At 71.8% G+C, this 22,051-nt stretch carries 20 protein-coding genes; 16 read left to right on the forward strand and 4 right to left on the reverse strand.

Going from position 1 to position 22,051, the window contains the following annotated elements; translation table 11 throughout:
- Together infB and rbfA are read left to right on the forward strand one after the other, a co-directional pair.
- A partial coding sequence (gene infB / locus MHO01S_RS07925; protein ID WP_061782115.1) for a translation initiation factor IF-2 occupies nucleotides 1–2,457 on the forward strand: 2,457 nt, incomplete at its 5' end.
- A 140-nt stretch (nucleotides 2,458–2,597) separates the two neighbouring features.
- Nucleotides 2,598–3,035, forward strand: coding sequence for a 30S ribosome-binding factor RbfA (rbfA, locus tag MHO01S_RS07930; protein WP_060959431.1), 438 nt, complete (start codon nucleotides 2,598–2,600; stop codon nucleotides 3,033–3,035).
- Between the two features lie 3 nt (nucleotides 3,036–3,038).
- Here the strand turns inward: rbfA and MHO01S_RS07935 are convergent, their stop codons facing one another.
- Both MHO01S_RS07935 and MHO01S_RS07940 read right to left on the reverse strand, forming a co-directional pair.
- Nucleotides 3,039–3,524, reverse strand: a complete 486-nt coding sequence (locus tag MHO01S_RS07935) for a flavodoxin family protein (RefSeq protein ID WP_061782116.1) — start codon at nucleotides 3,522–3,524, stop codon at nucleotides 3,039–3,041.
- Between the two features lie 80 nt (nucleotides 3,525–3,604).
- The gene (locus tag MHO01S_RS07940) at nucleotides 3,605–4,471 is read right to left on the reverse strand and encodes an HhH-GPD family protein (RefSeq protein WP_061782117.1); all 867 of its coding nucleotides are present in this window, start codon (nucleotides 4,469–4,471) and stop codon (nucleotides 3,605–3,607) included.
- Nucleotides 4,472–4,540: 69 nt separating this feature from the next.
- Between MHO01S_RS07940 and truB the strand changes: the two genes are divergently transcribed.
- The 4 genes from truB to MHO01S_RS07960 are packed head-to-tail and all read left to right on the forward strand — an operon-like array spanning nucleotide 4,541 to nucleotide 7,317.
- A complete protein-coding gene (gene truB, locus MHO01S_RS07945) occupies nucleotides 4,541–5,455 on the forward strand; it encodes a tRNA pseudouridine(55) synthase TruB (protein ID WP_061782118.1) in 915 nt (304 codons plus the stop codon).
- Nucleotides 5,452–5,820, forward strand: a complete 369-nt coding sequence (locus tag MHO01S_RS07950; RefSeq protein WP_060959433.1) for a hypothetical protein — start codon at nucleotides 5,452–5,454, stop codon at nucleotides 5,818–5,820. The genes truB and MHO01S_RS07950 overlap by 4 nt, the downstream gene beginning before the upstream one ends.
- Nucleotides 5,821–5,866: 46 nt before the next feature.
- Entirely contained in the window at nucleotides 5,867–6,373 is a 507-nt protein-coding gene (locus MHO01S_RS07955) for a hypothetical protein (protein WP_060959434.1), read from the forward strand.
- Nucleotides 6,370–7,317 (forward strand): bifunctional riboflavin kinase/FAD synthetase, encoded by a 948-nt coding sequence (locus MHO01S_RS07960; RefSeq protein WP_060959435.1) that lies wholly within the window; start codon nucleotides 6,370–6,372, stop codon nucleotides 7,315–7,317. The genes MHO01S_RS07955 and MHO01S_RS07960 overlap by 4 nt, the downstream gene beginning before the upstream one ends.
- A gap of 24 nt (nucleotides 7,318–7,341) precedes the next feature.
- On the opposite strand, the gene deoC is transcribed toward MHO01S_RS07960, so the two are convergent.
- Nucleotides 7,342–8,058 (reverse strand): deoxyribose-phosphate aldolase, encoded by a 717-nt coding sequence (gene deoC / locus MHO01S_RS07965; protein WP_060959436.1) that lies wholly within the window; start codon nucleotides 8,056–8,058, stop codon nucleotides 7,342–7,344.
- A gap of 102 nt (nucleotides 8,059–8,160) precedes the next feature.
- Here deoC and MHO01S_RS07970 point away from each other — a divergent pair, with 102 nt between their 5' ends.
- The 5 genes from MHO01S_RS07970 to MHO01S_RS16465 all read left to right on the forward strand — a co-directional run bounded on the left by MHO01S_RS07970 (nucleotide 8,161) and on the right by MHO01S_RS16465 (nucleotide 15,587).
- Nucleotides 8,161–8,382 (forward strand): heavy-metal-associated domain-containing protein, encoded by a 222-nt coding sequence (locus MHO01S_RS07970; protein WP_061782119.1) that lies wholly within the window; start codon nucleotides 8,161–8,163, stop codon nucleotides 8,380–8,382.
- A gap of 11 nt (nucleotides 8,383–8,393) precedes the next feature.
- Nucleotides 8,394–10,760 carry a heavy metal translocating P-type ATPase gene (locus tag MHO01S_RS07975; protein ID WP_061782120.1) on the forward strand — a complete coding sequence of 789 codons (2,367 nt, stop codon included), beginning with the start codon at nucleotides 8,394–8,396 and terminating at the stop codon, nucleotides 10,758–10,760.
- A 306-nt stretch (nucleotides 10,761–11,066) separates the two neighbouring features.
- Nucleotides 11,067–13,244 carry a DEAD/DEAH box helicase gene (locus MHO01S_RS07980; protein ID WP_061782121.1) on the forward strand — a complete coding sequence of 726 codons (2,178 nt, stop codon included), beginning with the start codon at nucleotides 11,067–11,069 and terminating at the stop codon, nucleotides 13,242–13,244.
- 113 nt (nucleotides 13,245–13,357) lie between these two features.
- Nucleotides 13,358–14,386, forward strand: coding sequence for a 6-phosphofructokinase (locus tag MHO01S_RS07985; RefSeq protein WP_060959440.1), 1,029 nt, complete (start codon nucleotides 13,358–13,360; stop codon nucleotides 14,384–14,386).
- A 661-nt stretch (nucleotides 14,387–15,047) separates the two neighbouring features.
- Complete coding sequence (locus MHO01S_RS16465) at nucleotides 15,048–15,587, forward strand: putative endonuclease domain-containing protein (protein WP_157553763.1); 540 nt, start codon at nucleotides 15,048–15,050, stop codon at nucleotides 15,585–15,587.
- Nucleotides 15,588–15,742: 155 nt separating this feature from the next.
- On the opposite strand, the gene MHO01S_RS07995 is transcribed toward MHO01S_RS16465, so the two are convergent.
- The gene (locus tag MHO01S_RS07995; protein WP_060959442.1) at nucleotides 15,743–17,872 is read right to left on the reverse strand and encodes a S9 family peptidase; all 2,130 of its coding nucleotides are present in this window, start codon (nucleotides 17,870–17,872) and stop codon (nucleotides 15,743–15,745) included.
- A gap of 176 nt (nucleotides 17,873–18,048) precedes the next feature.
- Between MHO01S_RS07995 and MHO01S_RS08000 the strand changes: the two genes are divergently transcribed.
- Genes MHO01S_RS08000 through MHO01S_RS08020 form a run of 5 tightly spaced genes read left to right on the forward strand, consistent with a single transcriptional unit; the run spans nucleotide 18,049 to nucleotide 22,030 of the window.
- On the forward strand, nucleotides 18,049–19,323 hold the full coding sequence (locus MHO01S_RS08000) for an inorganic phosphate transporter (protein WP_060959443.1): 1,275 nt from the start codon (nucleotides 18,049–18,051) through the stop codon (nucleotides 19,321–19,323).
- Nucleotides 19,323–19,655: a hypothetical protein gene (locus tag MHO01S_RS08005; protein WP_060959444.1), complete on the forward strand. Its 333-nt coding sequence runs from the start codon at nucleotides 19,323–19,325 to the stop codon at nucleotides 19,653–19,655. The genes MHO01S_RS08000 and MHO01S_RS08005 overlap by 1 nt, the downstream gene beginning before the upstream one ends.
- Nucleotides 19,656–19,700: 45 nt before the next feature.
- Entirely contained in the window at nucleotides 19,701–20,606 is a 906-nt protein-coding gene (locus tag MHO01S_RS08010; protein ID WP_060959445.1) for a phosphodiesterase, read from the forward strand.
- 57 nt (nucleotides 20,607–20,663) lie between these two features.
- Entirely contained in the window at nucleotides 20,664–21,047 is a 384-nt protein-coding gene (locus MHO01S_RS08015; RefSeq protein ID WP_060959446.1) for a MerR family transcriptional regulator, read from the forward strand.
- Entirely contained in the window at nucleotides 21,044–22,030 is a 987-nt protein-coding gene (locus MHO01S_RS08020; protein WP_061782122.1) for an aldo/keto reductase, read from the forward strand. The genes MHO01S_RS08015 and MHO01S_RS08020 overlap by 4 nt, the downstream gene beginning before the upstream one ends.
- The last annotated feature ends 21 nt before the right edge of the window (nucleotides 22,031–22,051 follow it).

Genomic DNA, 22,051 nt, shown 5'->3' on the forward strand with positions numbered 1-22,051 from the left:
CCCAGCGCGCCCGCCGCGCCGGCCGCTCCGGCTCCGGCGGCCCCCGCCGCAGCGGACGCTCCGACGCCCGCCACGCCGGCCGCCGCCGCGCCCGGTGCGGCCACGCCGCAGGCGCCGCGCCCCGGTGGCGCTCCGCGTCCCGGCAACAACCCGTTCTCCTCGTCGCAGGGGATGGGCCAGCGTCCCGCCGGCCCGCGTCCGGGCAACAACCCGTTCGCGTCCGCGCAGGGGATGGGTCAGCGTCCGACGCCCGGCAACATCCCGCGCCCGCAGGCTCCGCGCCCCGGCGCTCCCCGTCCCGGTGCCCCGCGTCCCGGCGGCGCCGGTCGTCCCGGAGGCGGCGGTCGTCCCGGCGCGCCGTTCCAGCAGCGTCCTGGCGGTCCCGGTCGTCCCGGCGGTGCCGGCGGCTTCCAGCGTCCCGGCGGCACCGGCGGTCCCGGAGCGCCCGGTGGCGGCTTCGCGGGTCGTCCCGGTGGCGGCGGTGGTCGTGGCCGTGGTCCCGGCGGTGGCACCGCGGGTGCCTTCGGCAAGGGCGGCGGCAAGAGCAAGCAGCGCAAGTCGCGTCGTGCGAAGCGGCAGGAATTCGAGATGCGGTCGGCGCCCGTCGTCGGCGGCGTCAATGTCCAGAAGGGCAACGGCGAGATCATCCGCCTGCGTCGCGGCGCGTCGATCGCCGACTTCGCGGACAAGCTCGAGGCCCTGCGCGGCTACACCGTGCAGCCCGGCACGCTGGTGACGATCCTCTTCAACCTCGGTGAGATGGCCACCGCGACCGAGTCGCTGGACGAGGCCACCTTCGAGGTGCTCGGCGCCGAGCTCGGCTACAAGATCCAGATGGTCTCGCCCGAGGACGAGGACAAGGAGCTCCTCGAGGGCTTCGGTCTCGACCTCGAGGCCGAGTTGGAGGCGGAGAGCGAGGACGACCTCGAGATCCGTCCTCCGGTCGTGACCGTCATGGGTCACGTCGACCACGGTAAGACGCGACTGCTCGACGCCATCCGCCAGACGAACGTCGTGGCGGGCGAGGCCGGCGGCATCACCCAGCACATCGGTGCGTACCAGGTGTGGACCGAGCACGAGGGCATCGAGCGCGCGATCACCTTCATCGACACCCCCGGTCACGAGGCGTTCACCGCCATGCGTGCCCGTGGTGCCCAGGTGACCGACATCGCCATCCTCGTGGTCGCCGCCGACGACGGCATCATGCCGCAGACGGTGGAGGCCCTGAACCACGCCCAGGCGGCCGGTGTGCCGATCGTGGTCGCGGTCAACAAGGTCGACAAGCCCGACGCGAACCCGGCCAAGGTGCGCCAGCAGCTCACCGAGTACGGCCTCGTGGCCGAGGAGTACGGCGGCGACGTCATGTTCGTCGACGTGTCCGCACGCCAGGGCACGAACATCCAGGAACTGCTGGATGCCGTGCTGCTGACGGCCGACGCGGGACTCGACCTCACGGCGAACCCGAACAAGGCCGCCCGCGGTGTCGCGATCGAAGCGAAGCTCGACAAGGGCCGCGGCTCGGTGGCGACCGTGCTCATCCAGTCGGGAACGCTGCGCGTCGGCGACGCGATCGTGGCCGGCACGGCCTACGGCCGCGTCCGCGCGATGATCGACGAGAACGGCGACGCGGTCGACGAGGCCTACCCCTCGCGTCCCGTCCAGGTGCAGGGTCTGAACTCCGTGCCCCGTGCCGGTGACGTGTTCATCGTCACCGAGGAGGACCGCACGGCTCGCCAGATCGCCGAGAAGCGCGAGGCCGCCGAGCGCAACGCCCAGCTGGCCAAGGCCCGCAAGCGCATCTCGCTCGAGGACTTCACCCGCGCTCTCGAAGAGGGCAAGGTCGAGTCGCTCAACCTCATCATCAAGGGCGACGTGTCCGGTGCCGTCGAGGCGCTGGAGGAGTCGCTCCTCAAGATCGAGGTCGACGACTCGGTGCAGCTGCGCATCATCCACCGCGGCGTCGGCGCCATCACGGAGTCGGACATCAACCTGGCCACGATCGACAACGCGATCGTGATCGGCTTCAACGTCCGCCCCGACACGAAGGCGCGCGAGCGCGCCGCCCGCGAGGGCGTGGACGTGCGCTTCTACTCGGTCATCTACAACGCGATCGACGACGTCGAGCAGTCGCTCAAGGGCCTGCTCAAGCCGGAGTTCGAAGAGGTGCAGTCGGGTGTCGCCGAGATCCGCGAGGTGTTCCGCTCCTCGAAGTTCGGCAACATCGCCGGTGTCATCGTCCGCAGCGGAACGATCACGCGCAACGCCAAGGCGCGCGTCATCCGCGACGGCGTCGTGCTGGCCGACGGTCTGCAGATCGAGTCGCTGCGCCGCTTCAAGGACGACGTCACCGAGGTCCGCACGGACTTCGAGGCCGGTATCGGACTGGGCAAGTACAACGACATCCAGATCGGCGACGAGATCGAGACGACCGAGATGGTGGAGAAGCCGCGCGGCTGATCCTTCCTGTTCGGCTGCGGCTGCGCCGGTCGCGCCGCGGAGACAAGAGCGGGGCCCCTACCCCGATTGTCTCCGCGGCGCGACCGGCTCCGCCTCCGCCGACCTCCCGGCTCCGCCGGGCGCAGAAAGAGGTAAGAGAGATGTCTTCAGAACGGCAGGCGAGACTCGCCGACCGCATCCGCGTGCTCATCGCCGAGCGGCTCGAGAAGGGGCTGCGCGACCCGCGCCTCGGCTTCGTGACGATCACCGACGTGCGCGTCACCGGAGACCTGCAGCACGCCTCGGTGTTCTACACCGTGTACGGCGACGACAAGGCGCGCGAAGACTCGGCGGCTGCCCTGAAGGCGGCCACCGGGATGCTGCGCAGCGAGGTCGGCAAGCAGCTCGGCGTGCGGCTCACCCCGTCGCTCGAGTTCATCCCCGACGCGCTGCCGGAGAACGCCGGACACATCGCCGAGCTCCTCCGTGAGGCGCAGGAGCGGGACGCCGCCGTCGCCGGGCTCGCCGCCGGTGCCGCCTACGCGGGCGACGCCGACCCCTACGTCAAGCCGCGCGAGGACGACGACGAGGACGACTGAGCCTCAGCGCCCGAGCGCGCGTCCCCACGCGGTCGCGCGTTCGAGCTCGCCCTCCTCGAGGGGGCCGCTTCGTCCCGTCACGAAGAAGTCCTCCACGGCATCCACCGACAACCCGTGCGCCCGCGCCGCCTTCGCGGCCGCCGTCGCCGCCGACCCGCTGAGCCGGCCGTGCCCCTGCTTCGTGCCGAACGTGGCGACGCGAAGACGTCCCGAAGCGGAGGAGGCCTGCGCGAGCCATTCCCGGATGCCGCGCCGGGTCGGCGTCGGCGCGTCCTTCGCGGCATCGGCCCGCGTCTGCACCCGCGACATCGAGAACACGTGCGTCGGACCGCCCACGAGGAGCAGGTCCACATCGTCGGGCAGGACCGTCGGGGCGGTGTCGACCGCGACGACCTCGACCCGACCGCTCGTCGCGACGCCCTCCGCGATGGCCCGGGCGACCTTCTCGGTGTTGCCGAACTGAGATTCGTACACGATCAGCGCCTTCATGAGGCGGACCGTACGCCGCCGCACCGGGTGACGCATCGGCCCCTCGCCGTGACAATGAGGGTGCGCCGCGCTCGGCGTCGTCAGCGGGGCAGACGCAGCAGCATCCCGTCGGACTCGATGAGTCCGTCGACCAGCAGCGAGTCGATGGCCCGCCCCCGCTGCGCCGGATCGGGCCAGTCGGCGATGACCGCCGCCTCGGCGACCTCGTGCGCCTCCGCCGCCCGCAGCGTCCGCAGCACCGCGCCGCGCGCCTGACGATCGCTGCCCTCGTAGGATGCCTGCTTCCGGCGGGCGTCGCCGGTGTCGGGATACCCGGCGGCGCGCCACGCACACAGCGAGGCCACCGGGCAGACGTCGCAGCGCGCCGCCCGCGCGGTGCAGACCACGGCGCCGAGCTCCATCATCGCGGCGTTCATCACCGCGGCATCTGGCAGCTCCGCCGGCAGCAGCCGTTCCATGTCGGCGAGGTCCCGGCGCCCCGGGGGTCCGGGCTGCGACCGGCCCTCGACCGCCCGCGCGATGACCCGCCGCGTGTTCGTGTCGACGACCGGATGCCGGTCGCCGTACGCGAACACCGCGACGGCGCGCGCGGTGTAGTCGCCGATCCCGGTGAGGGACAGGAGCGCGTCGACGTCGCGGGGGACCACGCCGTCGTGACGGTCGCGGATCTCGACCGCGGCGCGGTGCAACCACAGCGCGCGGCGCGGGTAGCCGAGGTTCGCCCACTGCGCGACGGCGGCGGCGGGCGGGTCGGCGGCCAGCGCGGTGGGAGTCGGCCAGCGCGTCAGCCACGCCTCCAGACGCGGGATCACGCGGGTCACCGGCGTCTGCTGCAGCATGAACTCGCTCACCAGCACGCCCCATGCGCCGAAACCGGGCGCCCGCCACGGCAGGTCGCGCGCGGTGTCGCGATACCACGCGATCAGCGGCGTCGCGAGCTCTGGCACCGCACCAGCCTACGGCCGCGGGCGGGTTGCGTTCTCCGGCCGCGCGTCGGCCCGGCCTAGGCTGGAGCAATGCCCGCGTCACCGTCCGTCCCGAACGGCATCCTGCTCGTCGACAAGCCGCAGGGGATCACGAGCCACGACGTCGTCGCCCGCGCGCGTCGCGCGCTGAACACCCGAAAGATCGGGCATGCGGGCACCCTCGACCCGATGGCCACGGGGCTGCTCATCCTCGGGGTGGGGCCCGCGACCCGGCTGCTGACCTTCATCGTCGGCCTCGGCAAGACGTACGAGGCCACGATCCGGCTCGGCGTCGCCACCGACTCCGACGACGCGGACGGCGTCGAGACGGCTCGAGCGGATGCCGCGGCCCTCGCCGCCGCGACGGACGAGCGGATCGCGGCCGGCATCGCCGCGCTCTCCGGCGAGATCGACCAGGTGCCGAGCACGGTCTCGGCGATCAAGGTCGGCGGCAAGCGCGCCTACGATCTCGCGCGCGCGGGCGAAGCGGTCGAGCTGACGGCGCGGCGCGTCACGATCGACCGGTTCGAGGTCCTGGCCCGACGTGCGGGCGCGGACGGCACCATCGACCTCGACGTGGTCGTGGACTGCTCCAGCGGGACGTACATCCGCGCCCTCGCGCGTGACCTCGGCGCCGCCCTCGGCATCGGCGGGCACCTCACGGCGCTGCGGCGCACCCGCATCGGCGCGTTCGAGGTCGCCGACGCCGTCGCCGAGATCACCCCCGACGCGCCGCTGGAGACGCCGGCGCGCGTCGCGGCAGCCGTGCTCGGCGCGTTTCCCGTCAGCGCCGACGAGGCGCGCGACCTGCGCCACGGCAAGAGGCTCCACGCCGCGGCGGAGCGCCTCGACGGATCCGCGACCGCGACGCCCGCCGCGATCGACCCCGACGGGCGACTGGTCGGCATCGTGGAACGCCGCGGCGCCGACGTGAAGAGCGTGATGAACATGGCGGAGGACGCATGATCGAGTGGTTCGCCATCGTGCAGGTCGCGGTCGCCGTCGCGGCGGGTCTGCTCGCGGTCGTGCTCGGCCTGGCCGGGCGTCGTCCCAGCGACCTCACGGTTGGGGCGATGGCCCTCATCCTCGTGCTCCTGCTCGCGCAGGTCGTCGTCGCGATCGTCGCCCCGCTCGTCGGCAACCCCCCGTCGGGCAGCGCGCTGGAGTTCTGGGTCTACCTCGTGTCCGCGGTGCTCATCCCGCCCGCGTCGGTGGTCTGGGCCCTCATCGAGCGCAGCCGCTGGAGCACCGTGATCATGGGGATCGCGGCGCTGTCGGTCGCGGTCATGGTCTGGCGCATGCAGGTCATCTGGACGACCGTCGGCATGTGAGCCGGCGCCCGTCGCCCCCGTCGGCGCCGCCTATCATTGACAGGTCATGACTTCGCCACACCTCGACGCGACCGGGCACACCCGGATGACCGGCATCGGCCGCGTGCTCGTGGTCGTCTACGCCATCATGGCCCTCGCGGCGACCGGACGCTCGTTCGTCCAGATCGTGCAGGACTTCTCCGCCGCCCCGCTCGCCTACACGCTGTCGGCGGCCGCCGCCGTCGTGTACGTACTGGCGACCGTCGCCCTGGTGAAGTCCGACAGCCCGCGCTGGTACGTCGTCGCGTGGATCGCGATCTGCTTCGAGCTGGCGGGGGTGCTCATCGTCGGCACTCTGAGCCTCACGCATCCGGAGCTGTTCCTCCACGATGCCACCGTCTGGTCCGGCTACGGCTTCGGCTACTTCTGGGTGCCGCTCGTGCTTCCCTTCGTCGGGCTCTGGTGGCTGCGCAGCGGCGGACGCGGGGCGGACCCGGTGCCGGATGCCGCGGCATCCGACGACGAGCCCGTCCGGCACGACACCGTCGGCACCGATCGGAGGTCGTCCTGGTGATCGTCTTCCACGACCCCGCCGAGATCCCCGAGGGGTTCGGCCCGAGCGTCGTCGCCATCGGGAAGTTCGACGGCGTGCACTCCGGCCACCGCGCCGTGATCGATCGCGCCCGGGTCGCGGCGGCCGAGGCCGGCGCGCGGGTGGTCGCCGTGACCTTCGACCGCAACCCGCTGAGCCTGCTGCGGCCGGAGCTGTGTCCCGAGCCGGTGTGCAGCGTGGGCCAGAAGCTCGACCTCCTGGCGGCCGCGGGCGTCGATGCCACCCTCGTCCTGCGCTTCGACGAACAGCTCGCCGCGCTGGAGCCGCGGGCGTTCGTGGAGCACGTCCTGCTCAGCCTGGGCGTCGTGACCGTGATGGTCGGAGACGACTTCCGCTTCGGCCGCGGCGGGGCGGGAGATCCCGCTCTCCTCACCGAACTGGGCGCCGAGTACGGCTTCGCGGTCGACGTCGTCGGCGACGTGCAGGGCGGCGGCCGCCGTGTCTCGTCGACGTGGGTGCGCGACCTGCTGGCCGCCGGTGACGTCGAGGGGGCCGCGCGGCTGCTCGGACGTCCGCACGCCGTGCAGGGCGAGGTCGTCCACGGCCTCAAGCGCGGCCGGGAGCTCGGTTTTCCGACGGCGAACCTGTCCGCGTCGGCGGAGGGCTTCATCCCGGCCGACGGCGTGTACGCCGGCTGGCTCGTCGACCTCGGCGCGGACGGAACCGCCGTCACGACCCGCTACCCCGCGGCCATCTCCGTCGGGACGAACCCGACGTTCGACGACGTCCCCGTCCGTCAGGTCGAGGCCTATGTCCTCGACGAGACGGGACTCGACCTGTACGGGCACCGCGTGCAGATCCGCTTCACGCATCGCATCCGCGGAATGGTCGCCTTCGCCGGCATCGAGGCGCTCATCGCGCAGATGGACGACGACGTCGCCCGTGTGCGTGCGGCTCTGGCCTGAGCCGCCGCACCCGACGACGGCGGGTCAGTACGAGGAGGCGTCGACGGCGCCGACGGCCTGCTCTCCGGCATCCACCCGGCGCGCCTCGCCGAGGATCACCGCGCTGCCGCTCGTGCCCAGTCGGGTCGCCCCGGCGGCCAGCATCGCCAGCGCGTCGGCGTAGCTGCGGACGCCGCCGGAGGCCTTCACCTGCACATCGGGTCCGACGTTCGCGCGCATGAGCTCGACGTGGGCGACGCTCGCCCCGCCCCCCGCGAATCCCGTCGACGTCTTGACGAAGTCGGCGCCGCCGGCCTCGGTCAGACGGCTGCCGCGGGCGATCTGCTCGTCGTCGAGCAGCGAGGTCTCGAGGATGACCTTCGTCACCTTGCCGGATGCCGCCGCGACGACGGCCGCGATGTCGGCGACGACCGCGTCGTCGAAGCCCGAACGCAGGGCGCCGATGTTGATGACCATGTCGAACTCGACGGCGCCGTCAGCGAGGGCCTGACCGACCTCGGCGACCTTGGCGGCGGTGGAGGTGGTGCCGTGGGGGAAGCCGATGACGGTGCCCACGTTCACTCCGGTGCCGGCCAGGCGGTCGACCGCGTGGGCGATGTCGCTCGGACGCACGCACACGCTGAAGACGCCCCACTCCGCGGCGATGTCGAGCTCGGCGTCGACGTCGGCGCGCGTCAGTTCGGGCTTGAGGATGGCGTGGTCGATGGTCGCGGCGAGGTCGCGCTCGGTGATGGTGGACATGGTCCCAGCCTACGCCAGCGGGTCCTCGGGAATACCCCAGGGGGGTATCATGGTTGTCAGCGAGAGCCGCAGCCGAACGGGCGTGCGGCGAGAGGAGACACCATGTCCACGCAGACGTACGCCGTCGACGGCATGACCTGCGCGCACTGCGCCGGAGCGGTCACGCGCGAGGTGCGCAAGGTCGACGGGATCGATGACATCGCCGTCGACGTGACGGCGGGAACCCTCACCGTCACCGTCGACGACGGCGCGGCCGGTGCCGCGCTCGACGCCGAGATCGCGGCCGCCGTCGACGAGGCGGGCTACACCGTCGTCGCCCGCTGACGGGGCCGACGATGACCGGCCTGTCGACGGATGCCGTGTCGATGCCGCACGAGGAGGCGGTGCTCGACATCGAGGGGATGACCTGCGCGAGCTGCGTCGCGCGCGTGGAGAAGCGGTTGGAGCGCCTCGACGGCGTCTCGGCATCCGTCAACCTTGCGACCGAGTCCGCACGCGTCGACTACCCTCGCGCCCTGGACCCCGCCGCACTCGTGGCCGCGGTGCGCGAAGCGGGGTACGAGGCGCACCTGCGTCCGCGGCGTTCGACCCCCGACCGGGGTCACGAGTCGTCGCCCGGCGAGGCGCACGCGCACGACCACGCGCCGCACGCGGAGGGAGCGGAGGGCCACGTCCACGACGTGGAGGATCGCCCGGGCGCCGTCACGCTGCGGACCCGCCTGATCGTCAGCATCCTTCTGGCGCTGCCCGTCGTCGCGCTCGGGATGGTCCCCGCGTGGCAGTTCTCGGGCTGGCAGTGGGTGTCGCTCGTGCTCGCGACGCCGGTGGTGCTCTGGGGCGGGTGGCCGTTCCACCGCGCGACGATCGCCAATGCGCGCCACGGCGCGATGACGATGGACACGCTCATCACCCTCGGCACCGGCGCGGCCTACCTCTGGAGCGTCTGGGCGCTCCTGTTCGGCACGGCCGGCGAGCTCGGGATGCGCCACGACGGCGGGATGTTCGCCCCCGTCCACGACCCGTCGTCGCTCGTCTACTTCGAGGTCGCCGCCGCCGTGACGGTGTTCCTGCTGCTCGGACGCGTCATCGAGCAGCGCTCCAAGCGGCGCGCCGGCGCGGCGGTGCGGGCGCTGATGGATCTCTCGGCGCGCGACGTCGAGCTGCAGGACGGCCGCCGCGTGCCGATCGACGCCCTCCGGGTCGGGGACGCGTTCGTCGTGCGCCCGGGGGAGAAGGTCGCCACCGACGGTCGTGTGGTCGCCGGGCGCGCCTCGATCGACGAGAGCATGATCACCGGCGAGGCGGTGCCCGTCGAGGTGGATGCCGGTGCGATCGTGACCGGCGGCACGATCTCCACCGACGGTCGACTGGTCGTCGAGGCGACCTCGGTCGGCGACGACACCCGTCTCGCCCGGCTGGCGCGGCTGGTGGAAGACGCCCAGGCGGGCAAGAGCCGCGTCCAGCGGCTCGCCGACCGGATCTCCGGCGTGTTCGTGCCCGTCGTCATCGTCCTGGCGGCGCTGACCCTGCTGGCGTGGCTGATCGTCGGCGGGTTCTCGGGCGAGGCGATCGCATCGGGGTTCACCGCCGCGGTGGCGGTGCTGATCATCGCCTGCCCCTGTGCGCTCGGACTGGCGACGCCGATCGCGATCCTGGTCGGCACCGGGCGCGGCGCCCAGCTGGGGGTGCTGATCACCGGGCCGGAGGCGCTCGAGGCGGCCGACCGCATCGACACGGTCGTCCTCGACAAGACCGGAACCGTGACCGCCGGAACCATGACGGTCGCGACCGTGACCCCCGTCGCCGGCACCGATCCCGACGACATCGCGCACCTCGTCGGCTCGCTGGAGCACGCATCCGAGCACCCGCTCGCGCGTGCCGTCGCCGCCCTCGCCGACGCCCCGGCGGAGGTGACCGACTTCGCGGGCCGGGCCGGGCTCGGCGTCATCGGCACGGTGGAGGGGCGCCGCGTGTTCGCCGGCCGTCCGACCTTCGCGGCCGAGCAGGCTGCGCGGGCGGCGGATGCTGCGCGGGCCGCGGATGCCGAGCCGATCGCGGGTGCCGCGGATGGTGCGCCCGACGAGATCGCCGCGGCGGTGCGCGCGGCCGAGCAGCGCGGCGCGACCGCGATCGTCGCGGGATGGGACGGACGGATCCGCGCGGTCATCGCCGTCGCCGACACCGTGCGCGCCGACAGCGCCGACACGGTCGCGGCGCTGGCGGCGATGGGGTTGGACGTCGTGCTCCTTACCGGGGACAACGCTGGAGCCGCCCACGCGGTGGCGGAGGCCGTCGGCATCCGCAGCGTCGTCGCGGGCGTGCTTCCGGAGGGGAAGGTCGCCGAGATCGAGCGGCTGCGGGCCGGGGGACACCGTGTCGCCATGGTCGGCGACGGGATCAACGACGCCGCCGCCCTCGCGAGCGCCGACCTCGGAATCGCGATGGGCTCGGGAACGGATGCCGCGATGCACGCCAGTGACATCGCGATCACCGGGCAGGGCCTGGCACCGGTGCTGACGGCGATCCGGCTGAGCCGTCGCACGATGCGGATCATCCGCGGCAACCTCTTCTGGGCCTTCGCCTACAACGTCGCGGCGCTCCCGCTGGCGGCCCTGGGGCTGCTGAACCCGATGATCGCCGGGGCCGCGATGGCCTTCTCGAGCGTCTTCGTCGTCCTCAACAGCCTGCGCCTGCGTTCCTGACCCCCACCTCCCTCCCTCCCTCCCCCCCACCCTCCTCGCGAGCCGCCATCCTCTGTGCGAGCCGCCATGGTTCGTGCCGGCCGGATCATGGCGGCTCGGCCGCGTCGTGGCGGCTCGCGGGTGCGGGGGTGGCGCGCTAGACTGGGCGCGAGGCTACCCCCGTCGCCGCAGCTCGCAGAAGCGAGTACCCGCAGCCGGAGGATCCGTGCCTCGTCCCGACCCCGCGGCATCCGCCCCGGGAAACGACTGACCGGTCTCTGGACCGGAAGCCCGCCGGTCTCCCGGCGACTCACGCTCAGGAGGAGCATGCCGACCACGGCATCCATCGCCCCCGCGTCACGCCGACGCGGCTCGTCCCATCGCAGCTCGTCCGCTCGTCGCGACGACGACGCGCCGCTGATCCCGATCCTCGCCCGCAAGGTGCGCGAGGTCGAGGCGAAGGCGCAGAAGGGCAAGCTCGGGCCCACCAACCGGGTCAAGTTCCAGGTCATCGCCTTCCTCGTGCGCGAGGAGCGGGCCCGCGTCAAGGCCGACGACGCGATCGCCGGCGCCGCCCGCGCCGAGCTGCTCAAGCGCCTCGACGGCGTCGCGACGATCCTCGCCAAGACGGCCGCACGCGACACCTCGCTCATCCAGCTGCTCGAGGTCGACCAGGCCACGTCGCCCGTCGCCAAGCGCATGCGCCGCGACTGGCTGCTCGAGTCGGGCGCGGACCTGCCCGAGGACGAGCTCATCATCACCGACGTCGCCCAGAACGCGCAGAGCTGGGGGCAGACCCCGGTCGTGCCCGCCGCGCTCGCCGAGCGGCAGGTCATCCCGCCGCAGATCGAGGCGCGCCGCGAGGCGAACCCGTTCCTCGCGCCCGATGTGGCCCTGCGCGCCCCGGCATCCACCGCCCGCCGCCGCCTCGACGGCTGGGAGCTGATGGGACCGCTCTACAAGGCGTTCGAGACGGGCGCCGGAGGCGCGAGCGCGTCGATGGAGCTGCCCCCCGTGCCCGAGTTCGACCGGCTCTCGCCCAAGGGGCTCGAGATCATGCCGCACCAGTCGCGGTTCCTCGAGGCGGTCCGGGCGGGTCATCGCTCGTTCCTGCTCGCCGACGAGCCCGGCCTCGGCAAGACCGCGCAGTCGGTGCTCGCGGCCTCCGTCGCCGACGCCTATCCGCTGCTGGCGGTCGTGCCCAACGTCGTGAAGATGAACTGGGCGCGCGAGGTCGAGCGGTGGACGCCGCAGCGTCGGGCCACCGTCATCCACGGCGACGGCGACACGGTCGACGCCTTCGCCGACGTCTTCATCGTCAACTACGAGGTACTCGATCGCCACCTGTCCTGGCTCGGCTCGCTCGGGCTGAAGGGCATGGTCGTCGACGAGGCGCACTTCATCAAGAACCTCACCTCGCAGCGTTCGCAGAACGTGCTGGCGCTCGGTGGACGCATCCGCGAGCAGGTGCGGAACCCGCTCATGCTGGCCCTCACCGGCACGCCGCTGATCAACGACGTCGAGGACTTCGACGCGATCTGGCGCTTCCTCGGCTGGACCAACGGTGAGAAGCCGGGCCCGGAGCTCATGGAGAAGCTCGACGCGACCGGGTTCACCCCGGCGGACAAGGCGTTCTACCCCGAGGCCCGCGAAGCGGTCATCTCGATGGGCATCGTCCGTCGCAAGAAGAAGGATGTCGCCTCCGACCTCCCCGACAAGCTGGTCGCCGACCTGCCCGTAGAGCTGGACGACGAATTCGGCCGCTCCATTCGCGAGGCCGAGCGCGAGCTGGGTGCGCGCCTGGCCGCCAAGTACCGCCGCATCATCGAGGCGCGCGGCGACAAGGTGCGCATCGGCGAGATCGACGAGGACATCGTGCGCCTCGTCGCGCACGGCGAGCTCGAGGACGCCAAGTCGTCGTCCGCCGGCGCCGACAACGTGTTCACCATGGTGCGAAAGATCGGCCAGGCCAAGGCTCACCTCGCGGCCGACTACGCCGTGCAGCTGCAGCGCTCCGTCGGCAAGGTCGTCTTCTTCGCGAAGCACATCGACGTGATGGATGCCGCAGAGGCGCACTTCGCGGCATCCGGCCTGCGCACCATCTCCATCCGCGGCGACCAGTCCACGCCCGCCCGACAGCAGGCGATCGACGCGTTCAACACGGATCCCGACGTGGCCATCGCCGTGTGTTCGCTGACGGCCGCCGGCGTCGGCCTGAACATGCAGGCGGCCTCCAACGTGGTGCTCGCCGAACTGTCGTGGACGGCGGCCGAGCAGACGCAGGCCATCGACCGCGTGCACCGCATCGGTCAGGACGAGCCGGTCACGGCGTGGCGGATCATCGCCGCCCACACGATCGACACGAAGATCGCGGAGCTCATCGACTCCAAGCAGGGTCTTGCCCAGCGCGCGCTGGACGGCGCCCAGCTCGACCCCACCTCGAGCGACTCGGTGCAGCTGTCCGCGCTCATGCACCTGCTGCGGCAGGCGCTCGGCGCGGCCTGAGGCGGGCCGGGATTATCGACGGCGGATGCGGTGGCATCCGCCGTCGATACGGCGATAGTGTCGAGGATGGCAGCGTCGCCGAACCACATCCCGAACCATCGAAGGATCTCCACATGAAGATCGGCATCCTCACCAGCGGCGGAGACTGCCCCGGACTCAACGCGGTCATCCGCGGCGTCGTGCTCAAGGGCACCACGAACTACAACATCGAGTTCGTCGGCATCCGTGACGGATGGCGCGGCGTCGTCGACGGCGACTTCTTCCCGCTCACGCGCCACGAGGTGAAGGGGCTGTCCAAGGTCGGCGGCACGATCCTCGGCACGAGCCGCACCAACCCCTACGAGGGTCCGCGCGGCGGCGCCGAGAACATCGCGAAGACGATGTACGGCCACCACATCGACGGCATCATCGCCATCGGCGGCGAGGGCACCCTGGCGGCCGCGAACCGGCTCTGGAACGACGGCATCAACGTGATGGGCGTTCCGAAGACGATCGACAACGACCTGCGCGCCACCGACTACTCCTTCGGCTTCGACACCGCGGTCAACATCGCCACCGACGCGATGGATCGCCTGCGCACCACCGGCGACTCCCACCAGCGCTGCATGGTGGCCGAGGTCATGGGCCGCCACGTCGGCTGGATCGCCCTGCACTCCGGCATCGCCGCGGGCGCCCACGTCATCTGCATCCCGGAGGTGCCGATGTCGATCGACGAGATCGCGGCGCAGGTGCAGAAGGCGCACGACCGCGGACGCGCCCCCCTCGTCGTCGTGTCGGAGGGCTTCACCCTCAAGGGCATGGACGAGGCGTTCAGCGACAAGGGCCTCGACGCCTTCAACCGCCCGCGTCTCGGCGGCATCAGCGAGGTGCTCGCTCCCGAGATCGAGCGCCTGACCGGTATCGAGACCCGAGCCACCGTGCTCGGCCACATCCAGCGCGGCGGCTCGCCGTCGGGCTTCGACCGGGTGCTCGCGACGCGCCTGGGGCTGCACGCGGCCGACTCGGTCTACGAGCAGGCCTGGGGTCAGATGGTGTCGCTGAAGGGCACCGACATCGTGCGCGTGCCGTTCGCGGAGGCGCTCGGCGAGCTGAACACGGTCCCGATCTACCGCTACGAAGAGGCCGCGGCGCTCTTCGGCTGACCCCCGGCCCCCCGGGACGCCGGCCCGCCCGCCCACCGGGACGCCGGGGCGCCGCGGATGCCGTGTCCCACTTCTCGCCGGCGTTGTCCCACTTCCGTCGTGGCATGTCCCACTTCTTGCTCTGCGGGGCACCCCTGCACAGCTGGAAGTGGGACACGTCGTGTGAGCGTCACTCTCACTGTCCACGCCCGACGGAGGTTCCTCCCTGGCCGCGTCGGGCGTCGAAGTTTCCACCGTCGGGCGCTCAGCCGCCAGAGCGTCGCCGCGGATGCGTGACGCTTGCGCGATGACGACCTCGAGCGACCTGCCGCGGAGTCTGCCGGAGGCGTTCACCGTCGCGCAGGCGCGAGATGCCGGCGTGAGTCCCGGGCGGCTGCGGGGACGCGATCTCTCGCGTCCCTTCCACGGCGTCCGCGCGCGGACGGAGCCCACGCCCGGTTCGCTGGAGGCGTCCTGTCGGGCGCTGCTGCCGCGGTTGCGGAACGGGCAGTTCTTCAGCCATGAGACGGCCCTATGTCTTCTCGGGGTGCCCCTGCCGGAGTGGCCCTATGCCCCGAGCATCCACGTTTCCACCCACCGTCCCGCGCGCGAACCCCGCACTCACGCCGTGGTGGGTCATCGCCTGCAGCTGCGGGAGTCGGCCCACACGACGGTGCGCGGGATGCCGGTCGAGCACCCGGCGCGTGCCTGGCGTCAAACGGGCACGCTGTGGCGGCTCGATGACCTCGTTGCGGCCGCAGATCACCTCATCTCAGGCCGGAGCCCGCTGACGGACGCGGCCGAGCTTCGGCGTGAGATCGAGGTGATGGGCGACGTGCGCGGCGGAATCCTCCGCAGGGCACTGGCACTCGCTCGCGGTGGCGTGCGCTCTCCTCGCGAAACGCGGTTGCGGCTGCTGCTGAGCCGTGCGGGACTGCCGGAGGCCGAGGTGGCCTGGAATCTGTTCGACGATCGGGGGACGTTCGTCGCCGAACTCGATCTGGCCTTTCCTCGCTATCGTCTCGCCGTCGAGTACGACGGGCGCGTCCACGCTTACGATGCGCGTCAGTTCGCGCGCGACGCCGATCGGTGGGCGGCCATTCGCGGCCTGGGGTGGCAGCACGAGCGCGTGCTGGCGCATCACCTCGTCGGCGATGGCCGGCTCGCGGTGTCGATGGTACGAGACGCCCTGCAGCGCGCAGGGTGGACCCCCGGGCGCTGACGCCGGTCACTGCTGCCGGTCGCCGGGCGCTGTGTCCCACTTCCTGCTGCCTGGGAGCGGTGCCAAGCGCAGAATGTGGGACACACCTCGGCATAAGTGGGACATGCCGAGGCATGGGTGGGGCGGGGTGGGGCGCGGTGCGTGGGAGTGCGGAATCAGTCGGCGGCGAGACCGAGCACGTCCAGCAGCCAGGCGAGCTCGAACGAGCGCTGGTGCCACGAGTTGTAGCGTCCGGAGACCCCGCCGTGGCCGGCGACCATCTCGCACTTGAGCAGCGCGTCCGCGCCCACCTCGCGCAGACGCGCGACCCACTTCGCGGGCTCGACGTAGTACACGCGGGTGTCGTTGAGCGAGGTGGTCGCCAGGATGCGGGGGTACGTGACGCCCGCGCGGACGTTCTCGTACGGCGTGTACGACTTCATGTACGCGTACACCTCGGCGTCGTGCAGCGGGTCGCCCCACTCGTCCCACTCGATGACGGTCAGCGGCAGCGACGGGTCGAGGATCGTGGTCAGCGCGTCGACGAACGGCACGTCGGCGAGGATGCCGGCGAACAGCTCGGGGGCGAGGTTCGCGACGGCGCCCATCAGCAACCCGCCGGCCGATCCGCCCTCGGCGACGAGCCGGTCGGGGCTCGTGACGCCGGTGTCGACGAGGTGCCGGGCGACGTCGACGAAGTCCGTGAACGTGTTGCGCTTGTGCTGCAGCTTGCCGTCCTCGTACCACTGGCGGCCGAGCTCGCCGCCCCCGCGCACGTGCGCCACCGCGAACACGACGCCGCGGTCGAGCATCGACAGACGCGCGACGGAGAAGCCCGGCTCGATCGAGTGCTCGTACGAGCCGTAGCCGTACAGATGCACGGGTCGCGGCCCGTCGCCGGGGTCGCCGAACGAGCGCTTCCAGACGAGCGAGACGGGTACCCGGGTGCCGTCGGATGCCGTGACCCACTCCCGCCGCTGTGCGTACTCCTGCGGCTCGTACCCGCCGAGCACCGGCTGTCGCTTGCGCAGCAGCAGCTCGCCGGAGGCCACCACGTAGTCGTAGACGGTCCCGGGGGTCACGAACGAGCCGAACCCGAGCCGCACCATCGGGGGAGCCCACTCCGGGTTGCCCGCGGCGCCGGCGGTGTACAGCTCCTCCGGGAAGTCGAGCTCGTCCACGGCGCCGGTGCGGTAGTCGAGGATCCCCATGCGCGACAGGCCGTCGCGGCGGTACGACACCACCGCCCAGTCCCGGAACGCCGAGACGTCCAGCAGACGGCGTCCCGGCGTGTGGGGGAGCACGACCTCCCGCGCGCCGAGAGGGTCGGATGCCGCGACCCGCACGAGCTCGAAGTCGAGCGCATCCTGGTTGTGCACGATGTAGAGCACGTCCTCGCCGTCGACGACGGCGTGGGTGCTCGAGTACTCGACGCCCTCGCGGCGCGGCCAGATCGAGCGCGGCTCGGCCCCGGCGCCGAGCTCGGCGGCCTCCAGGAGGTACTCCTCCGTCGTGATGGACGATCCCACCTCGATCACGAGGTACTTCTCGCTGCGGGTGAATCCCGCCCCCACCCAGTAGCGCTCGTCCGGCTCGTGGAACAGGCGGACGTCGGCGGCCGCGTCGGTGCCGACCTCGTGCAGCCAGACGGTGTCGGGGCGCCAGGCGTCGTCGACCGTCGTGTACACCACGTACCGGCCGTCGGGGGAGAAGGAGGCGCCCGCGGACGTGTTCTCGACGACGTCGCCGAGCGTCTCGCCGGTGGCGAGGTCGCGGATGCGCAGCGTGTACCGCTCGTCGCCGGCGACATCCACGCCGTACAGCAGACGCCTGCCGTCGGTGCTCACGTCGAAGCTGCCGAGGGAGAAGAACTCGTGGCCGTCGGCTTCGACGTTGCCGTCCAGGAGCACCGTCTCGCCGGGGACGTCGACGCCGGGGGTGAGCACCGGCGGCGTCCAGTCGTCGGGACCGGACAGCGGCGCGCGGCAGTGGATGCCGTACTGCTTGCCCTCGACGGTGCGTCCGTAGTACCACCACGCGCCCTGACGGGTCGGCACGGAGAGGTCGGTCTCGAGCGTCCGGGCCTTGATCTCGTCGAAGATCCGCTGGCGCAGTCCCGCGAGGTGCGCGGTGCGCGCCTCGGTGTAGGCGTTCTCGGCCTCGAGGTGCGCGATGACCTCGGCATCCTCCTTGGCGCGCAGCCATTCGAAGTCGTCGCGGACCTCGTCGCCGTGATGCCGGCGGATCGTGGGGCGTACCGGGGCGATCGGCGCGGACGGCGGCGTGGAGGCGAGGTCTCGGGTCACCGCTCCACGCTAATCGACGACCGGCGTGTCGGGGGCGAAGCGGCGTTCGGCGCCGGCCCGCGGATGTGGGAGTATTTCTGTGGTCCGGTTGCCGGAGTATGAACCCACGGTGAACTCTTCGTTCGCACCGCCGATCCCATCGGCTCCCTTCCCACGAATCCCGACGAAAGCGAACTGTGGAAACCGCTGCACTCATCGTCGTGCTGGTGATCGCGCTGGCGCTGTTCTTCGACTTCACGAACGGCTTCCACGACACCGCGAACGCGATGGCCACCCCGATCGCGACCGGAGCGCTCAAGCCCAAGGTCGCCGTCCTCCTCGCCGCGAGCCTGAACCTCGTCGGTGCCTTCCTGTCCACGGAGGTCTCCAAGACGATCTCCCACGGGATCATCCGCGAGGACCAGATCGAGCCGCTGGCCTTCCTGCCGATCATCTTCGCCGGCCTCATCGGCGCCATCACCTGGAACATGCTCACGTGGCTGCTCGGGCTGCCCTCCAGCTCCTCGCACGCGCTGTTCGGCGGCCTCATCGGCGCGACCCTGGTCGGCGCGAGCGTCGCGGCCATCGACTTCGGCATGGTCTTGAGCAAGGTCGTGCTGCCGGCGCTGATCGCGCCGTTCACGGCGGGTGTGATCGCGTTCCTCGTCACGCGCCTCGCCTACGCGGTGACCCGTCGCTACGACAACAAGCCCGACGGACGCGACGGCTTCCGCTGGGGCCAGATCTTCACCTCGTCGCTCGTCGCCCTGGCGCACGGCACGAACGACGCCCAGAAGACGATGGGCGTCATCACCCTGGCGCTGATCATGGCGGGCTGGCAGAACTCCGCCCACGCCGATCCGCAGCTGTGGGTCATCCTCGCCTGTGCGTTCACGATCGCGCTCGGCACCTACATGGGCGGCTGGCGCATCATCCGCACCCTCGGCAAGGGCCTCACCGACGTCAAGCCCGCGCAGGGCTTCTCCGCCGAGACCTCCACGGCGGCGACGATCCTGGCCTCCAGCGCGCTCGGCTTCGCCCTGTCCACGACGCAGGTGGCGTCGGGATCGGTCATCGGCTCGGGGCTCGGCCGCCGCGGCTCCACGGTCCGCTGGCGCACCGTGGGCCGCATCGCCGTCGGCTGGGTGCTCACCCTGCCGGCCTCCGCCGCGGTGGGCGCCCTGGCCGCGCTGCTGGTGGTGTGGTTCGGGAACGTGGGCATCTTCATCGACGCCGTGATCGCGGTCGCGATCATCGTCGGCCTCTTCCTGCGCTCCCGCCGCAACCAGGTGGACTCCTCGAACGCCATGAGCGAGGTCGCCGACTCCGGCCTGGCCGTCAAGGTCAAGCGCAACCCGCCGCCCACCCGCCGCCAGCGTGCGATCCTGCGCGAAGAGCGTGCACGCGAGAAGGCGCAGCGGGCGAAGGACAAGGCCGACCGCGCGCACCGTCAGGGGAAGGACCCGCGCTGATGGGCATCATGATCGACTGGTTCGCCTTCGTCCAGGTCTTCGCCGCGGCGCTCGCCGGTGCGCTGCTCGTGGTCGGCTTCTACGCGGTCGGCCTGCGGCTGCTCGTGCGCGGCGGCCGCGCACCCGTCGTGGCGCCGGCGGAGTTCACGGACGCCATCACCGTCATCAGCGAGAAGGAGGCCAAGCGGGCCGCGAAGGCCGCCGCGAAGGCCGCGAAGAAGAGTCCCCTCACCGACGGGCAGAAGCGTGTGGCCCTCGTCGGCGCCTACCTGTGCTTCGCGCTGTGCGGCGTCGCCGTGCTCGCGGGCCTCGCACTGATCGTGGTGCGCTGAGCGGGCACCCGACGCGGCGTCGCGACCCCCGCCTAGGCTGAGGGCATGGCCACAGAGTCGATCCGCTTCGGCATCCATCCGCCCGCACGGCGCGTGATCGTGCACCTGAGCGACACGCATCTGCTGGCAGGAAACCGGCCGCTGGGCGGGCGCTACGACACGGCGGCGAACCTCACCGCCTCGTTGGCGGCGGTGGAGCGCACCGGCGTGCGACCCGACGCGATCGTCTTCACGGGCGATCTGACCGACCTCGGTGAGCCGGAGGCCTACGCGGCGCTTCGTGCCACCGTCGAGCCCGTCGCCGCACGCCTGGGCGCGCCGATCGTGTGGGTCGCGGGAAACCACGACGAGCGCCCCGCGCTGCGGGCGGGGCTGCTCGACGGGACCGCGTCGGCCGAGCCGATCACCGGCGTGTGGGATCTGGGCGGGCTGCGGCTGATCGCCCTCGACTCGTCGGTGCCGGGCTGGCACCACGGCGATCTGGATGCCGCGCAGCTCGACTGGCTCCGCGGCATCCTCGCCGAGCCGGCACCGCTCGGAACGATCCTGGCGCTGCACCACCCGCCGCTTCCGAGTCACATCCCCTTCTTCGACATCCTCGAGCTGCGGCACCAGCACGAGCTCGCCGCCGTGCTCGCCGGCAGCGACGTACGGGCGATCCTCGCCGGGCACCTCCACTACGCGACGTCCGGGACGTTCGCGGGCATCCCGGTGAGCGTCGCGTCGGCGACCTGCTACACGATGAACCTCCAGCGCCCGCCGCAGGAGGTCAACGGCATGGACGGCGGTCAGTCCTTCCATCTCGTCCACGTCTACGACGACACGATCACCCATGCGGTGGTGCCCGTGGGGGAGGGCGAGACGGCCGAGGTCTTCACGCCGGAGTGGACGCGACGCATGGCGGCGCTGAGCGCCGAGGAGCGCCTGGAGGCGTTCTCACGCAAACGCTGATCGCGTCGTCGCCGACCCGCTTGACTGAGAGTGCACTCTAAGTTCTAGCGTGGGGGCATGACCCTCCTTCACGACGGCGTCTCGATCGCCACGGTCGCCGAGGCGACCGGTGTGTCCGCCCACACCTTGCGCTACTACGAGCGCGAGGGACTGATGCTGGCGCCGATCGACCGCGCCTCGTCGTCGCACCGGCGCTACACGGAGGCCGACATCGCGTGGGTCCGTTTCCTCACGCGACTGCGCATGACCGGAATGCCCATCGCCGGCATCCGGCGGTACACCGAGCTCGTGCGCGTGGGGGAGTCGACGGTGCCGCAGCGGCGCGAGCTCCTCGTCGAGCACCGCGAACGCGTCCGCGCACAGCTGGAGGAGATCACCGCCAGCCTGCGCGCCATCGACCACAAGATCGACATCTACGACAAGGAGATCGCACACTCATGAAGACCACCACTCTGGGAGCCTCGACCCCGATCCAGGTCAGCCGCATCGGCCTCGGCCTGATGGGGATCAGCGCCTTCTACACGGGAGCCGGTCAGGACGACGTCGACGGCGCGCGCACGATCCTCGGCGCCCTGGACCGCGGCGTCACCTTCCTCGACACGGCCGAGATGTACGGCCCCTACACGAACGAGGAGCTGCTCGGGCGCACGCTGGCCGAGGCCGGTCGCCGCGACGAGGCCGTCATCGCCACCAAGTTCGGCACCGTCCGCCACACCGCCGGTGACGAGCGGGGACTCGACGGCACGCCCGAGAACATCCGGTTGGCCGTCGAGGGCTCCCTGCGCCGCCTGCGCACCGACCGGATCGACATCTACTACCAGCACCGGATGGATCCCTCGACGCCCATCGAGGACACCGTCGGCGCGCTCGCGGAGCTCGTCGCCGAGGGGAAGATCCGCGGCTACGGCCTGTCGGAGGCCTCCGTCGCGACGATCCGCCGGGCGCACGCCGTGCACCCGGTGACCGCCGTGCAGACCGAGTACTCGCTGTGGACGCGCGACCCCGAGAGCGAGCTGCTGCCCGCGCTTCGGGAGCTCGGAATCGGCTTCGTGCCGTACTCCCCGCTGGGCCGCGGCTTCCTGACCGGGACCATCCGGTCGCTGGACGTGCTCGACGACGACGACTTCCGCAAGAGCAATCCGCGCTTCGCCGACGGGGCCCTGGAGGCCAACCTCGCCATCGTCGAGGTCGTGGAGGGCGTCGCACGCGACGCCGGGGCCACGCCGGCGCAGGTGGCTCTGGCCTGGCTGCTGGCCCAGGGCGAGCACATCGCTCCGATCCCGGGTACGCGCAAGCTGACGCGGGTCGAGGAGAACATCGGCGCGGCCGAGCTGTCGCTCTCGGCGGCGCAGCTCGCGGCGCTGGACACGGTGGCCGCGCCGGTGGGCGAGCGCTACGCGGACATGTCCACGGTCAACCGCTGATCGGACGGCGCCCTCCGCACC

Source organism: Microbacterium hominis NBRC 15708 (assembly GCF_001592125.1).
GTDB classification, from domain to species: Bacteria; Actinomycetota; Actinomycetes; order Actinomycetales; family Microbacteriaceae; genus Microbacterium; species Microbacterium hominis.

Excerpts from the sequence above, each read along its gene's own strand:
- MHO01S_RS07980 (WP_061782121.1), top strand. The coding sequence starts at position 11,067 with ATGCCGACCACGGCATCCATCGCCCCCGCGTCACGCCGACGCGGCTCG.
- MHO01S_RS08020 (WP_061782122.1), top strand. The coding sequence starts at position 21,044 with ATGAAGACCACCACTCTGGGAGCCTCGACCCCGATCCAGGTCAGCCGC.
- MHO01S_RS16465 (WP_157553763.1), top strand. The coding sequence starts at position 15,048 with ATGCCGGTCGAGCACCCGGCGCGTGCCTGGCGTCAAACGGGCACGCTG.
- deoC (WP_060959436.1), bottom strand. The coding sequence starts at position 8,058 with ATGTCCACCATCACCGAGCGCGACCTCGCCGCGACCATCGACCACGCC.
- MHO01S_RS07975 (WP_061782120.1), top strand. The coding sequence starts at position 8,394 with ATGACCGGCCTGTCGACGGATGCCGTGTCGATGCCGCACGAGGAGGCG.
- MHO01S_RS07970 (WP_061782119.1), top strand. The coding sequence starts at position 8,161 with ATGTCCACGCAGACGTACGCCGTCGACGGCATGACCTGCGCGCACTGC.
- rbfA (WP_060959431.1), top strand. The coding sequence starts at position 2,598 with ATGTCTTCAGAACGGCAGGCGAGACTCGCCGACCGCATCCGCGTGCTC.
- MHO01S_RS07950 (WP_060959433.1), top strand. The coding sequence starts at position 5,452 with ATGATCGAGTGGTTCGCCATCGTGCAGGTCGCGGTCGCCGTCGCGGCG.
- MHO01S_RS08005 (WP_060959444.1), top strand. The coding sequence starts at position 19,323 with ATGGGCATCATGATCGACTGGTTCGCCTTCGTCCAGGTCTTCGCCGCG.
- MHO01S_RS08015 (WP_060959446.1), top strand. The coding sequence starts at position 20,664 with ATGACCCTCCTTCACGACGGCGTCTCGATCGCCACGGTCGCCGAGGCG.
- MHO01S_RS07935 (WP_061782116.1), bottom strand. The coding sequence starts at position 3,524 with ATGAAGGCGCTGATCGTGTACGAATCTCAGTTCGGCAACACCGAGAAG.
- MHO01S_RS07955 (WP_060959434.1), top strand. The coding sequence starts at position 5,867 with ATGACTTCGCCACACCTCGACGCGACCGGGCACACCCGGATGACCGGC.
- MHO01S_RS07985 (WP_060959440.1), top strand. The coding sequence starts at position 13,358 with ATGAAGATCGGCATCCTCACCAGCGGCGGAGACTGCCCCGGACTCAAC.
- truB (WP_061782118.1), top strand. The coding sequence starts at position 4,541 with ATGCCCGCGTCACCGTCCGTCCCGAACGGCATCCTGCTCGTCGACAAG.
- MHO01S_RS08010 (WP_060959445.1), top strand. The coding sequence starts at position 19,701 with ATGGCCACAGAGTCGATCCGCTTCGGCATCCATCCGCCCGCACGGCGC.